Source organism: Vibrio harveyi, assembly GCF_030060435.1.
Lineage (GTDB): Bacteria > Pseudomonadota > Gammaproteobacteria > Enterobacterales > Vibrionaceae > Vibrio > Vibrio harveyi.
The window spans coordinates 1,816,997-1,829,920 of the sequence record NZ_CP125875.1 but is presented as its reverse complement, the minus strand read 5'-3'; the positions used below and the strand labels follow the sequence as shown (position 1 = coordinate 1,829,920).

Annotated in this window: 15 protein-coding genes; 13 read left to right on the top strand and 2 right to left on the bottom strand. The window is 44.9% G+C overall.

Annotated features, from left to right (window positions below):
• Positions 1-116: 116 nt before the first annotated feature.
• The gene (locus QMY49_RS08805; RefSeq protein WP_017819146.1) at positions 117-383 is read left to right on the top strand and encodes a DksA/TraR family C4-type zinc finger protein; all 267 of its coding nucleotides are present in this window, start codon (positions 117-119) and stop codon (positions 381-383) included.
• A 98-nt stretch (positions 384-481) separates the two neighbouring features.
• On the opposite strand, the gene bioA is transcribed toward QMY49_RS08805, so the two are convergent.
• Positions 482-1,759, bottom strand: coding sequence for an adenosylmethionine--8-amino-7-oxononanoate transaminase (bioA, locus tag QMY49_RS08800; RefSeq protein ID WP_283311061.1), 1,278 nt, complete (start codon positions 1,757-1,759; stop codon positions 482-484).
• A 130-nt stretch (positions 1,760-1,889) separates the two neighbouring features.
• Between bioA and bioB the strand changes: the two genes are divergently transcribed.
• The 4 genes from bioB to bioD are packed head-to-tail and all read left to right on the top strand — an operon-like array spanning position 1,890 to position 5,581.
• Positions 1,890-2,942: a biotin synthase BioB gene (gene bioB, locus QMY49_RS08795; protein ID WP_005450797.1), complete on the top strand. Its 1,053-nt coding sequence runs from the start codon at positions 1,890-1,892 to the stop codon at positions 2,940-2,942.
• The gene (bioF, locus tag QMY49_RS08790; RefSeq protein ID WP_283311057.1) at positions 2,929-4,080 is read left to right on the top strand and encodes an 8-amino-7-oxononanoate synthase; all 1,152 of its coding nucleotides are present in this window, start codon (positions 2,929-2,931) and stop codon (positions 4,078-4,080) included. The genes bioB and bioF overlap by 14 nt, the downstream gene beginning before the upstream one ends.
• A complete protein-coding gene (bioC, locus tag QMY49_RS08785) occupies positions 4,080-4,901 on the top strand; it encodes a malonyl-ACP O-methyltransferase BioC (protein ID WP_283311055.1) in 822 nt (273 codons plus the stop codon). The genes bioF and bioC overlap by 1 nt, the downstream gene beginning before the upstream one ends.
• Entirely contained in the window at positions 4,898-5,581 is a 684-nt protein-coding gene (gene bioD / locus QMY49_RS08780; RefSeq protein ID WP_009698190.1) for a dethiobiotin synthase, read from the top strand. Before bioC ends, bioD begins: the two co-directional genes overlap by 4 nt.
• A 94-nt stretch (positions 5,582-5,675) precedes the next feature.
• On the opposite strand, the gene QMY49_RS08775 is transcribed toward bioD, so the two are convergent.
• Positions 5,676-5,843, bottom strand: coding sequence for a hypothetical protein (locus QMY49_RS08775; protein ID WP_005450789.1), 168 nt, complete (start codon positions 5,841-5,843; stop codon positions 5,676-5,678).
• Between the two features lie 372 nt (positions 5,844-6,215).
• Here QMY49_RS08775 and htpX point away from each other — a divergent pair, with 372 nt between their 5' ends.
• The 8 genes from htpX to QMY49_RS08735 all read left to right on the top strand — a co-directional run bounded on the left by htpX (position 6,216) and on the right by QMY49_RS08735 (position 12,923).
• Entirely contained in the window at positions 6,216-7,085 is an 870-nt protein-coding gene (htpX, locus tag QMY49_RS08770; RefSeq protein ID WP_005450788.1) for a protease HtpX, read from the top strand.
• Between the two features lie 228 nt (positions 7,086-7,313).
• Positions 7,314-7,733, top strand: a complete 420-nt coding sequence (locus tag QMY49_RS08765; protein ID WP_005450787.1) for a nuclear transport factor 2 family protein — start codon at positions 7,314-7,316, stop codon at positions 7,731-7,733.
• On the top strand, positions 7,730-8,455 hold the full coding sequence (locus tag QMY49_RS08760; RefSeq protein WP_283311048.1) for an SDR family oxidoreductase: 726 nt from the start codon (positions 7,730-7,732) through the stop codon (positions 8,453-8,455). Before QMY49_RS08765 ends, QMY49_RS08760 begins: the two co-directional genes overlap by 4 nt.
• Positions 8,456-8,467: 12 nt before the next feature.
• Positions 8,468-9,778, top strand: coding sequence for an NAD(P)/FAD-dependent oxidoreductase (locus tag QMY49_RS08755; protein WP_017188202.1), 1,311 nt, complete (start codon positions 8,468-8,470; stop codon positions 9,776-9,778).
• 1 nt (position 9,779) lies between these two features.
• Complete coding sequence (locus QMY49_RS08750) at positions 9,780-10,601, top strand: DUF1365 domain-containing protein (RefSeq protein WP_283311046.1); 822 nt, start codon at positions 9,780-9,782, stop codon at positions 10,599-10,601.
• Positions 10,595-11,851, top strand: coding sequence for an SAM-dependent methyltransferase (locus QMY49_RS08745; RefSeq protein ID WP_283311044.1), 1,257 nt, complete (start codon positions 10,595-10,597; stop codon positions 11,849-11,851). Before QMY49_RS08750 ends, QMY49_RS08745 begins: the two co-directional genes overlap by 7 nt.
• Before the next feature lie 6 nt (positions 11,852-11,857).
• A complete protein-coding gene (locus tag QMY49_RS08740) occupies positions 11,858-12,370 on the top strand; it encodes a DUF2878 domain-containing protein (protein WP_050903429.1) in 513 nt (170 codons plus the stop codon).
• Positions 12,330-12,923, top strand: a complete 594-nt coding sequence (locus QMY49_RS08735; RefSeq protein WP_045488203.1) for a chalcone isomerase family protein — start codon at positions 12,330-12,332, stop codon at positions 12,921-12,923. The genes QMY49_RS08740 and QMY49_RS08735 overlap by 41 nt, the downstream gene beginning before the upstream one ends.
• The last annotated feature ends 1 nt before the right edge of the window (position 12,924 follow it).

Sequence of the window (12,924 nt, the reverse complement as noted above, 5' to 3'; positions counted from 1 at the left end):
CTAAAACGTAATAGTGTTTTCGAATTTACCCTAATTATCTTGTTATTTGTAATCGATATAATCATCCACCTTACCACGGTAAGTAGATTTTCTCATTCAAGTAACGAGGAGGGCTTATGGCCGTAGGGTGGGCAAACGACGATAGCGTCAGCCAACAAATTCAAAACACAATAGACGACGAGATTTCCCGTGTTCGTGGCAGTATCACAAAGGGTGAGAGCGCCCATTACTGCGATGAGTGTGGTGATGAGATCCCAGAAGCGCGTCGTCTTGCAATGAAAGGCGTTCGTCTTTGTATCGAATGCCAGTCAACGATCGAATTGGTGTCGCGACGCCAAGCACTGTTCAATCGACGAGCGAGTAAAGAGAGTCAACTTCGATAGCTTTCCTTGAGCCAATGACAAGAAAACGGTTTGAGTAGCAATTCAAACCGTTCTTATTTGTCTTTTTGTCACAGTGTCCTGCGTTAACCGAGAACGAATTAAGCGAAGCAATCTTCGCGTTGCAAAGCAGCATCAATCGCATTAACCAACTTTTCAATTTCGTCTGGTTTGCTGATAAACGGTGGCATCATATAAATCAGTTTGCCAAATGGACGAATCCAAACACCGTGCTCAACAAAGAGAGCTTGGATGGTTTCCATATTTACTGGGCTATACGTTTCCACAACGCCAATAGCACCTAGCCAACGGGTGCTTTTCACCAAGTCGTATGTTTCAAGTTTTGGCAGCAGCTCGGAAAACAGCGTTTCTATTTGTTGGGTTTGTTGCTGCCAATTACCTTGCTCAACCAACTCCAAACTTGCGGTGGCAACAGCACAGGCGAGTGGGTTGCCCATAAAGGTTGGGCCGTGCATAAAACACCCAGCATCACCGCCACAAACGGTATCTGCGACGTGTTTGCTAGCTAGGGTCGCTGAGAGGGTCATGTAACCTCCAGTGAGCGCTTTACCGACACACAGAATGTCTGGTTGAATATCTGCATGTTCGCAGGCAAACAATTTGCCAGTGCGTCCAAACCCAGTTGCGATCTCATCTGCAATCAATAACAAGCCGTATTTGTCGCAAAGCTTACGCACACCTCTGAGAAATTCTGGATGGTAGATGCGCATTCCACCTGCGCCTTGAACAATAGGTTCTAGGATCACCGCAGCAAGTTCTTGATGGTGCGTCTCTATCTTTTGCTCGAAGTCAGTAAGGTCTTCTGATTTCCATTCATCCCAATAACCACAAGTTGGTGACTCCGCAAAGATATGTTCAGGCAAAAAGCCTTTGTAGAGAGAATGCATTGAGTTGTCAGGATCGGTAACCGACATTGCCGCAAAAGTATCGCCGTGATAACCGTGTCGTAAAGTGAGAAACTTTGGTCGGTGTTCGCCCCTGGCATGCCAATATTGTAGTGCCATCTTCAAGCTCACTTCTACGGCAACGGAGCCAGAATCAGCAAGAAAGACATGTTCAAGGTTACTTGGTGCGAGGGACAGCAGTTTCTTACACAAATTGATTGCTGGTTGATGGGTAATCCCGCCAAACATCACATGAGAGACCTGCTCGATTTGCTGGTGAGCCGCTTGATTTAAGTGCGGATGATTATAACCGTGGATTGTCGACCACCAAGAAGACATCCCGTCTATAAGCTCAGTGCCATCTTCCAATTTAATACGCACGCCATTTGCTGATGCAACTGGGTAGCAGGTCAGAGGTGTCAACGTCGAAGTATAAGGATGCCAGATATGCTGGCGGTCGAAGGCGAGATCCATGTGCTATTCCAATAATAATTAAGTTTAAAAAATAACCAAATGTAAACTTTGTTGTTTTATGTTGTGTTGACAGTTTATCGAGACTCAGTAGACTGTCAACACAACAAAAAAAGTGATTAAAGGAATACACGTGGAAGTTCGTCATAACTGGACGCATGCTGAAGTGCGCGATCTCATGGAAAAACCATTCATGGATCTCCTATTCGAAGCGCAGCTTGTTCATCGTCAATATCAACAAACCAACCATGTTCAAGTAAGCACGCTTTTGTCGATTAAGACAGGTGCTTGTCCAGAAGATTGTAAGTACTGTCCTCAGAGTGCTCGCTACACCACAGACATTGAAAAAGAACGTTTGATGGAAGTTGAGCGTGTGCTCGACGCTGCACAAAAAGCGAAAAACGCTGGCTCGACCCGCTTCTGTATGGGGGCTGCGTGGAAAAACCCGAAAGAGCGCGACATGCCACATTTGACCGATATGATCAAAGGTGTGAAAGACATGGGGTTAGAAACCTGTATGACGTTAGGTATGTTAACGCCAGATCAAGCTAAGCAATTGGCTACTGCAGGTCTGGATTACTACAACCATAACCTCGATACCTCACCTGAGTTCTATGGCAACATCATTACCACACGTACTTACCAAGACCGCTTAGACACGCTTTCTCACGTTCGTGATGCAGGTATGAAAATTTGTTCTGGCGGTATCATTGGTATGGGTGAAAGTGCACATGACCGAGCAGGTTTGTTGGTTGAATTGGCTAACTTGCCAGTGCATCCTGAAAGTGTACCAATCAACATGCTAGTAAAGGTGAAGGGCACACCACTCGAAGAAGTTGATGACGTTGAACCGTTCGATTTTATTCGTTTGATCGCCATTGCCAGAATCATGATGCCTCAATCCGCAGTCCGTTTATCGGCTGGTCGTGAAAACATGAACGAACAAATGCAAACGCTTTGCTTTATGGCCGGCGCTAACTCTGTTTTTTATGGCTGCAAGCTTCTAACTACACCAAACCCTTCTGAAGACAAAGACATGATGTTGTTTAAGAAGCTTGGCATTAACAGCCAAGAGGTGTCTCAAAAACCTGATGAAATCGAAGAAAACGAGCTACTCGATCGCGTCGTAGAGCGCGTTGCTGCTCGCCCGACAAAAGACGATCTTTTCTACGATGCCAGCGTTTAAATCTCGTATCGAATCCGCTCTTGCTGAGCGTAAAACGCGAGGGCTGAGTCGTTCCATGAATGTGGTGTTTGCTGGTAACCAATCAATTTTGGAGCACGAAGGCAGACGTTACATCAATTTCTCAAGCAATGATTATTTGGGCTTGGCAAATGACCAAGCACTTGTCCGTGCTTGGCAGCAAGGCTTGAGCGTATATGGCAGTGGCAGCGGTGCTTCTCCAATGGTTACGGGGTTTAGTGCGGCGCATGGCAATTTAGAGGCGGCGCTAACTGAATGGCTGGGCTACGAGAGGGCAATCCTATTTGGCTCTGGTTTCAGTGCTAACCAAGCGCTGCTGTTTACTCTGCTAGAAAAATCAGACGTATTGCTCCAAGACCGTTTGAACCATGCCTCTTTGATGGAGGCTGGTGCGTTGTCACCAGCTAAAATGAAGCGCTTCAAACATAACGATATCGAGCACCTTTCATCACTCATAAGCGCTGAAGATAACAATCTTGTGGTTACCGAAGGGGTGTTCAGCATGGACGGTGACTGTGCCCCACTTGCTGATATCGCTGATGTCACCAGTAATCATGATGCATGGCTTGCTGTAGACGACGCTCATGGTATCGGTGTTCTCGGGGAATCTGGCGGTGGCTCATGTGAATTGGCGGCGGTTAAGCCCGAGATATTGATCGTGACCTTCGGCAAAGCATTTGGAATGTCTGGTGCAGCCATTTTATGTGATCGCGCAACGGGGGATTTTTTAACTCAATTTGCTCGTCACCATGTGTATTCTACGGCGATACCTCCAGCGCAAGCCTATGCGCTGACGCATGCTGTCTCGATGATTCAAGAGCAGTCGTGGCGGCGTGAAAAACTGACAGAGTTGGGGAAAGTGTATAGAGACAATCTCAGTGATCTTGACGGTTTTGTTGAGACTCAAACATCGATTAAGCCGTTTTTGATTGGTGAATCTGATTTGGCTTTGCAAGTTGCAGGTGCTTGTCGTCAGAACGGTATTTGGGTGACGGCTATTCGTCCTCCGACGGTACCGAAAGGGACGTCTCGTCTTCGAATTACGCTTACTGCTAATCATACTAATGAACAAGTTAAAACGCTTTCAATGGCATTGAAGCAAGCATTAGGAGCGCTGTAATGGATAATGCAACTTCCGCTTTAGCACAAATGGTCACATTAGAGAGCTTTCACCAAGATAAGGATGCGATTGCCTCTTCATTTGGTAAAGCTGCAGAAACATACGATAAACATGCAGCGTTTCAACGCGACGTTGGGCATCGGTTACTTAATAAGCTCCCTACAAATTTAACCGGCAAGCGTGTGTTAGATTTAGGATGTGGCACTGGCTACTTTTCTCAGCTTCTTCAGCAGCGGGGCGCAGAAGTAGTGTGCGGTGACATTTCTCAAGCCATGTTAGATAAAGCAAAGCAACGTTGTGGTTCAGAATACATGCATTATCAGTTGGCTGATGCTGAAAACTTGCCTTTTGATGATGAAAGCTTCGACTACGTGTTTTCTAGTTTGGCTTTACAATGGTGTACAGATTTGAGTTACCCATTAAGAGAAATACGTCGTGTCTTAAAAGTGGGGGGAAGCGGGTGTTTCTCTACGCTAGTCGATGGCTCGCTTTATGAGTTGCGTGAGGCTTGGTCAAAAATTGATACATATCAACACGTGAATAACTTTATTACCCACAATCAGGTAAAAATTGCGTTAGCGCAATCTTGGTGCCACAACCATCATCTAGACTTGACCCCCATCACAGTTTGGTACGATTCAGCGTTTTCTGTCATGCGTGATCTCAAAGGCATTGGTGCAAATCACGTAAGCGGGCGCTCACATGGTCTGACGAGCCGTCGCACTTTGTTGCAGGTTGAGCGCGCGTACCAAGCATTTAGAAACGATCAAGGTCTTCTACCTGCAAGTTATCAGGTTTGTTTTGGAGTCATAGTTAAATGATTGATGCATTTTTTATTGCTGGTACGGATACTGATGTAGGAAAAACGGTAGCGTCTAAAGCTATTTTGCAAGCACTTGGTGCAAAAGGGCTTAACACCATTGGTTACAAGCCAGTGGCAGCAGGAAGCGACAAGACGGCGGAAGGTTGGCGTAACTCGGATGCATTGCATCTGCAGAAAGCGGCGACACTCGATATCGCATACGACGATGTAAACCCATACGCTTTGGAATTACCTGCTTCTCCTCACATCGCCGCTAAACATGAACATGTAGAAATTAAATACGAAGTACTGAGCGAGAAATTGGCTCAACACAAAGAGCAATCTGACATTGTTCTAGTGGAAGGTGCTGGTGGCTGGCGTGTGCCTGTGTCTGATACAGACAGCTTGTCGACTTGGGTACAGCAAGAGCAGTTACCTGTCGTATTGGTTGTAGGTATTAAGCTGGGGTGTTTGAGCCATGCATTGCTCACCGCTGAAATCATCAAAGCTGATGGTTTAAATCTAGTCGGCTGGGTGGCAAATCGCGTGAATCCGGGCACAGAGCATTATGCAGAAATCATCGATATGTTGGAAGAACGTCTAGACGCGCCAAAACTCGGTGAGATCCCGTACATCCCAAGTGCTAAACGTAAAGAGTTAGGCAAATACATCAACGTTGAACCGTTGCTGAACGTATAAGTAATAAGGTTTTAGTTAAAACCAAAAGGGCTGCGAAATGCAGCCCTTTTTTCGTGTAAACCTTTGTGTCTAATCGTAAGATTCGATGTTCAGTTTATTTCTCTTGGCTAAGCCCCATCAACGCCTGTTGTGTTTCTGCAACGCGCTTTGACATTTGAGCATCGGTTGAAATACCTAGTTGTTGCTTTGCCTCATCCTCTGAGATACCCAGATGACAACAAAGTAGATCGATAGCCATTTGATAGTCGTTAGTTTCTACCATGATTTTTCCCTCAAGACATGGAAGTTTGGAGCTGCTTAATTGTCCTAAAAGCTAACCCCGTTTCGTTCATCTAACCCGAATCTAGCACGTACAGATAGTCGCACAATAAGACCAAAGTCTATACTCGGTCTAAAGTGCTGATTTAAGAGTGTAAAAAGGTGTGTATTATTTCAGTCTCGAAAACAAATGTTGCAATTTATTGCTTAACCTTGTTTTTATCGCGGATAGACTATATCTATAACGCAACGGAGCACGAAACTAAGCGGAATCAGCTTTTCAAGCGTTCTGTTACTTATAAAAACCTGTTCCATATAATAATCCGTTTAAAAAACATCTGTTTTAAAAAACGATAAGCTTCCTCGGAGAAAAGTAATGAAGCGAATTATGTTATTCCTAGCAACTAACCTAGCTGTTGTGCTAGTGCTTAGTGTTGTTCTGAATATTGTTTACGCTGTAACTGGAATGCAACCAGGCAGTCTATCTGGTCTACTTGTGATGGCTGCTGTATTTGGTTTTGGTGGCGCATTTATTTCGTTAATGATGTCTAAGGGCATGGCACTGCGTTCTGTGGGTGGGATGGTCATCGAAAGTCCTCGTAACGAAACAGAGCATTGGCTTCTTGAAACGGTTGGACGTCAAGCTCAGCAAGCTGGCATTGGTATGCCAACTGTTGCAATTTATGATTCTGCGGACATCAACGCATTCGCAACGGGTGCAAAACGCGACGATTCATTGGTTGCAGTTTCTACCGGTCTGCTACACAACATGACCCGTGATGAAGCAGAAGCGGTATTGGCGCACGAAGTTAGCCACATCGCTAATGGTGACATGGTGACGATGACGCTAATGCAAGGTGTGGTGAATACGTTTGTTATCTTCCTATCTCGCTTTATCGCAAATATTGTTGCTTCTAACGATGATGAGGAAGGTCAAGGTACCAACATGATGGTTTACTTTGGTGTATCTATGGTACTTGAACTGGTATTCGGGTTCCTAGCAAGTTTCTTAACCATGTGGTACAGCCGCCATCGTGAATTCCACGCAGACGCAGGGGCTGCTCAATTAGTCGGTAAAGAGAAGATGATCGCAGCACTAGAGCGCTTGAAGATGAGCCACGAATCTCAACTAGATGGCACTATGATGGCATTTGGTATTAACGGTAAGCGCTCGATGACAGAACTTCTAATGAGCCACCCACCGTTAGATAAACGTATTGCAGCGCTACGTAGCCAACAATACTAATCACGTTGGAAGCTAACAGTTCAACTTACTGCTAGTTAAAATTTTGAAAAGGCTTGGTTTTTTAACCAAGCCTTTTTTTGTGTCTGTTGATCTCTGCTGTACTTCATCACGTATCACTGTTCAGAAACAAAGTTATACAAAAATATTTTTGTACAACTTTTCATGATTAGTCTATCTTGTACATATGATATTTTTGTACAACTTTTGATGTGGTATAGGAGCAAAGGAATGGACATTCAGTCAGTTGGCAACATATATCAGAAGTTGAGTAAAGCAAACTTGCATTTGCTTGAAGGGGTTTACCACCGAGATGTGGTGTTTGAAGATGCAGCCCATCGATTAGAAGGGTGGCCTGCACTTTCCGATTACTTTCAGTCCTTATACACCAATGTCATTCGCTGTGACTTCGTTATCCATGACCATCAACAAGTCGGAGAAACTGGGTTTCTCACTTGGACGATGGATTTACAACATCCTAAGCTTCAAAAGGGTGCGCCGATATCTGTAAATGGTGTATCCCACCTTAAGTTTTGTGAAGGGCAAGTCATTTACCATCGTGATTATTTTGATTTGGGCGAAATGCTCTACGAGAACCTACCGCTCCTAGGTTCTGTCGTCAAAACCATTAAACAGAGGTTAGGACAATGAGTGGCTCAGTACTTATCACCGGGGCAACTTCAGGCATTGGCAAACAGCTCGCGTTGGATTATGCCAATGAAGGTTGGAAAGTGATTGCATGTGGTCGTAACGAAGCTGTATTGGCTGAGCTAGAAAAAGGTTCAACCAACATGTCGAGTTTACGCTTCGACGTGACTCAGTACGACGAAACAATTCAAGCTCTCTCTCAACTGCCGTTTATCCCTGAAACTTGGATTTTCAATGCCGGTGACTGTGAATACATGGATGATGGCATTGTTGATGCGCAACTCATGGCGCGTGTTATGAACGTTAACGTCGTTGGTGTGGCCAATTGTGTCGAAGCGTGTCAGGGGCAATTTGAACGTGGGCATCGCGTCGTAATTGTCGGGTCAATCGCGTCAGAGGTCGCATTGCCTCGTGCTGAAGCCTACGGCGCTTCAAAAGCAGCCGTCAGTTACTTTGCGCGTACGCTAGCCGTCGATTTGAAGAAGAAAGGTATCAAAGTGGTGACGGTGTTCCCTGGCTTTGTCGAAACGCCACTTACTGACAAAAACACGTTTGACATGCCGATGATTGTTTCTGTCAATCAGGCTTCAACTGCGATTCGAAAACAGTTGGATGCCAACAAAAGCCATATTTATTTCCCGGCGAGATTCACCGGTGTTCTGCGTTTTATCTCGTTGCTTCCGTATAGCTGGCAAGCTCGGCTTACCTCAAAACTCGCATCATAAGAAGGAAGAATCATGAATACGGCAGGAAGAAAAAAAATCGCCATCGTAGGTACAGGGATATCTGGTCTCACATGTGGCTATTACTTACATAAAGAACATGACGTGACGTTGTTTGAAGCGAATGATTACGTTGGTGGTCATACGGCGACTGTTGATGTCAGTCTTGATGGTAAAGAGTATGCAATCGACACTGGGTTTATCGTATACAACGATCGTACATACCCAAACTTCATAGAAATGATGGATGAGATTGGCGTTGAAGGCATTCCTACTCAGATGAGCTTCAGCGTCAGAAACGATGGTAATGGATTGGAATACAACGGACACACTGTATCGACATTGTTTGCTCAAAAACGAAATTGGGCAAATCCAAAGTTCTATCGTTTTATTTTTGAAATCCTTCGCTTCAACAAACTGGCTAAAAGCTTTGCCAATGAACAGTTAACTAATAACCAGACGTTGGGAGCGTTTCTGGATGAGCACAAATTCAGTGCTTTCTTTACCGACAACTACATCTTGCCGATGGGCGCTGCAATTTGGTCGTCGACACTAGCGGATATGCGTGCATTCCCGCTTATGTTTTTCTTACGCTTCTTCCTCAACCACGGTTTGTTGGATATTACAAATCGCCCACAATGGTACGTGGTTAAAGGTGGCTCTCGCTCTTACATTACGCCTCTAACGAAAGGCTATGCCAATGATATTCGTCTAAACAGCCCTGTAGAGAAAGTTATCCGAACTGAAAATGGCGTAGGTGTTCAGGTTCATGGAGAAACACATTGGTTTGATGACGTTATCTTCGCTTGTCACAGTGATCAAGCAATGAGAATGCTAGGAGATATCAGCCAAACCGAGCAGGAAATTCTAGGGGATATGACCTATCAAGCAAACGAGGTTGTACTGCATACAGACACCCGTTTACTCCCAAAACGTAAGGCAGCGTGGGCGTCATGGAATTATCTGCTAGAAGGTAGTGAAGATGAGCAGCAACGACTTCCTTCGCTTACTTACAACATGAATATCCTTCAGCATGTCCAGTCTGAGCATACTTTCTGTGTCACTTTGAACAGTACGGAACAAATCGACCCAAGCAAAATCCTACGCTCATTCACTTATCATCACCCTGTATTTACGACGGAGTCTATCGCTGCGCAGCAACGTAAAGACGAAGTTCAAGGTATACAAGGCACATGGTTCTGCGGTGCTTATTGGTACAACGGTTTCCATGAAGATGGTGTCCGTAGCGCACTCGATGTTGTTCAAGGGCTAGAAGAAAAGTACCGCGAGCAAAATGTGGTTCCTTTTGAAAAAGGCGCGGCATGATATGGATAGTCAGATGAACAGCAGATTATTTATAGGCAACGTCCGTCACCGTCGCTTTACGCCTATAAAGCATGAGTTGAATTACTCGCTATTTATGCCAGCCATCGACGTGGACGAGCTCGAAGCGTTAGAGAAAAAAGTATGGGGCTTTGGTTCGCGATGGTGGCATTGGGCACGTTTTAAGCGCAGTGATTATATTGGTGGAAAAGGGTGCGTAAAATCTGCGGTTCAAGACAAACTGGAAGCGCTAGCTGGTGTTCGTTTGACCGGTAAAGTGATAGCGGTTTGTCACTTACGTTATCTAGGACTCTATTTCAGTCCGGTCAATTTCTACTACGTTTATAACAAAGAAGGGGAATGGAAGTACCTTCTAGCAGAGGTGAGCAACACACCTTGGAATGAACGTCATTATTATGCGGTAGCAAAGGACGAGCAAGATGAAGAGTTTGGGTGGGAGCAGAACAAAGCATTTCATGTTTCTCCTTTCAACCCAATCGACCAACTGTACCGATGGAAAATCAAACCTTTAACAGACAAGCTGAATATTCATTTGGAATGCCATAAAGGCGAAAAACATTTTGATGCGACTATGGCTATGAAAGCCAAGCCCTTTTCAAGTAATGCCTTGTTGAAATGCTTGATCGTTACGCCGATTCAAACGGTAAAAGTAATGGTTGGTATTTATTGGCACGCACTGAAATTGTGGATTAAAGGCGCACCTTTTTACTCACATCCAAAATACGCTCAATCCAGTAAGGGCGAAGCAAACCATGTGGGTGAAGACAAGAAAAATAATAAGCATAAGGAGAACTCTGCATGTTAAATACAACTTCTATCGCAATGCCGCGTGAATTAACAACAACGCAAAAAGCGGCCCGTGGAGTTCTTTTCCAGTGTCTGCAAAAGATGGAGATTGGATGCTTAACGGTCATTGAGAGCTTCAAGACAGAAACGACTGAGCGTAGCGAACGTTTTTCAACACCCAATGGTGAGCATAACGGAGAACCCGTTGCTGCAACTATTGAAGTTAAGCATCCGGGGTTCTACTCCCGAATTCTACAGGGCGGCAGTATCGCTGCGGGTGAAGCCTATATGGATGGGTGGTGGGATAGTCCAGATCTGACAGCATTGATGAAGCTAATGGCGCTTAACATGCGAGCGCTGGATAAGCTTGAAGAGCAGGGCAACTGGATAACGAGGCTGTTATATAAGGTGAGCCATTGGACAAATCGCAATTCGCAAGAAAATTCGCGCAAAAACATTCACGCTCATTACGATTTAGGCAACAATTTGTATGAAGCATTTCTTGATACGAATATGCTGTACTCGTCGGCCCTGTACAACCAAGTGGATGACTCATTAGAGCAGGCGCAAATCAATAAGATGGAACGCCTGTGTCAACAACTTGAGCTCAAATCTAGCGACCATGTCATTGAAATTGGTACCGGTTGGGGCGCAATGGCGATTTATATGGCTGAGCAGTATGGCTGTCGAGTGACTACGACAACCATTTCTGAAGAACAGTATGCCTACGCTGAACAGAAGATAAATGAGCGGGGTTTGACCGACAAAATCACCTTGCTTAAAGAAGATTACCGAAACTTAACTGGGTCTTATGACAAGCTTGTTTCTATTGAGATGATAGAAGCCGTGGGTAAGCAATTTTTACCTTCTTATATCAAGAAGTGTGAGTCCCTGCTAAAGTCGGGTGGTTTGATGGCTATCCAAGCGATTACTATTGCCGATCAGCGTTACGATTACTACAGCAACAATGTCGACTTCATTCAGAAGTACATTTTCCCTGGCGGTTTTTTACCTTCGGTAACGTCACTCACCCAAGCAACAACTAAACACAGTGACCTGGTGACGCGAGACTTGTTTGATATTGGGTTGGATTACGCCAAGACGCTTAACGAATGGCACCACCGCTTTAATCAATCAGAGCATGACGTGCGTGCGTTTGGTTACGATGATCGCTTTGTACGTATGTGGCGATACTATCTAAGTTACTGTGAAGGTGGGTTTCTAGCTCGCACGATCAGTGCGGTTCATATGACGTTTCAGCGCCCGTAGTTCGTCATGAAAGTGTTTTTAGCGTCAACTTGGTTCCAACTATGCTGGTTTTTAGCTGTGCTTGGAACCTATCAGTGGCAGTCGCTGACCTTAATACTTACATTGCTGACCATAGTACATTGTTGGAGAGTGGAGCCCTCCGCTCTCAAACGTATCGCAATGGTTGTCTTTGTGGGTTTGGTGCTAGACACACTCAATAAGCAATTTTCTGTCTTTATATTTCCGACCACGTGGTTACCCTTATGGCTTACATGTTTGTGGGTTCTGTTCTCTTGGTACGCTTATCAACTTAAGTCAATTTTGTACCGTTTCCCCAAAATTTACGTATCAATAGTAGGTGGTCTCGGAGGCACAGCCAGCTACTTTGCCGGTTGTAAGCTTGAGGCTGTCGAGTTTGGTTTCAGCGTTAGCGCGACACTAGCGATTTTGTTCGTTGAATGGTGTTTGATGATGCTATTGATACTCAAGGTGTACGGAAATGAAAAGTTGGAAGATAAATTGGAAACGGAAACTGACTAGCAGTGTAATAGTCGCCTCCCTATTCTGTGCGGTGCCTTTGCAAGCGCAAAGTGTGACGAGTACAAACGGAGTAACAAATAGCGATTGGCAGCAATGGCAAACTGTCGGCGAAGCGCAGCTCACTTGGTTCGTGTTTGATATCTATAAATCTCGCTTAAAAGCGCCTGAGGGCATATATATGGTGTCCGGTGATATTTCTCCCCATCCATTTGCTCTCGAGATTAACTATCAGCGCGATATCAGTAGAGACCAGCTACTTGATGTGACCGACGAACAATGGCAAAAGCTGGGTTTTACTCAGGCTTATCGCCAGCAGTGGATTTCTGAATTGAACACTATGTTTCCTGACATCAAGAAAGGCGATGAGCTTACCTACCTTACCGATGGTAAAAATGGTCAACTGATTTATCGTCAAGCAGGCAGTAAACCTTACCAGACGGTTGGTTATGTGAATGATGAGCACCTCAATGATGCCTTTCTTTCAATTTGGTTATCACCACAGACGGAATTCCCCAAACTTCGTAAACAACTGATCGGGCAGGTGAGGCAGTGAA

Bases quoted from the DNA above. Each gene is read 5' to 3' on its own strand.
- QMY49_RS08805 (WP_017819146.1), top strand. From the start codon at position 117: ATGGCCGTAGGGTGGGCAAACGACGATAGCGTCAGCCAACAAATTCAA.
- bioA (WP_283311061.1), bottom strand. From the start codon at position 1,759: ATGGATCTCGCCTTCGACCGCCAGCATATCTGGCATCCTTATACTTCG.
- bioF (WP_283311057.1), top strand. From the start codon at position 2,929: ATGCCAGCGTTTAAATCTCGTATCGAATCCGCTCTTGCTGAGCGTAAA.
- bioC (WP_283311055.1), top strand. From the start codon at position 4,080: ATGGATAATGCAACTTCCGCTTTAGCACAAATGGTCACATTAGAGAGC.
- bioD (WP_009698190.1), top strand. From the start codon at position 4,898: ATGATTGATGCATTTTTTATTGCTGGTACGGATACTGATGTAGGAAAA.
- QMY49_RS08775 (WP_005450789.1), bottom strand. From the start codon at position 5,843: ATGGTAGAAACTAACGACTATCAAATGGCTATCGATCTACTTTGTTGT.
- htpX (WP_005450788.1), top strand. From the start codon at position 6,216: ATGAAGCGAATTATGTTATTCCTAGCAACTAACCTAGCTGTTGTGCTA.
- QMY49_RS08765 (WP_005450787.1), top strand. From the start codon at position 7,314: ATGGACATTCAGTCAGTTGGCAACATATATCAGAAGTTGAGTAAAGCA.
- QMY49_RS08760 (WP_283311048.1), top strand. From the start codon at position 7,730: ATGAGTGGCTCAGTACTTATCACCGGGGCAACTTCAGGCATTGGCAAA.
- QMY49_RS08755 (WP_017188202.1), top strand. From the start codon at position 8,468: ATGAATACGGCAGGAAGAAAAAAAATCGCCATCGTAGGTACAGGGATA.
- QMY49_RS08750 (WP_283311046.1), top strand. From the start codon at position 9,780: ATGGATAGTCAGATGAACAGCAGATTATTTATAGGCAACGTCCGTCAC.
- QMY49_RS08745 (WP_283311044.1), top strand. From the start codon at position 10,595: ATGTTAAATACAACTTCTATCGCAATGCCGCGTGAATTAACAACAACG.
- QMY49_RS08740 (WP_050903429.1), top strand. From the start codon at position 11,858: ATGAAAGTGTTTTTAGCGTCAACTTGGTTCCAACTATGCTGGTTTTTA.
- QMY49_RS08735 (WP_045488203.1), top strand. From the start codon at position 12,330: ATGAAAAGTTGGAAGATAAATTGGAAACGGAAACTGACTAGCAGTGTA.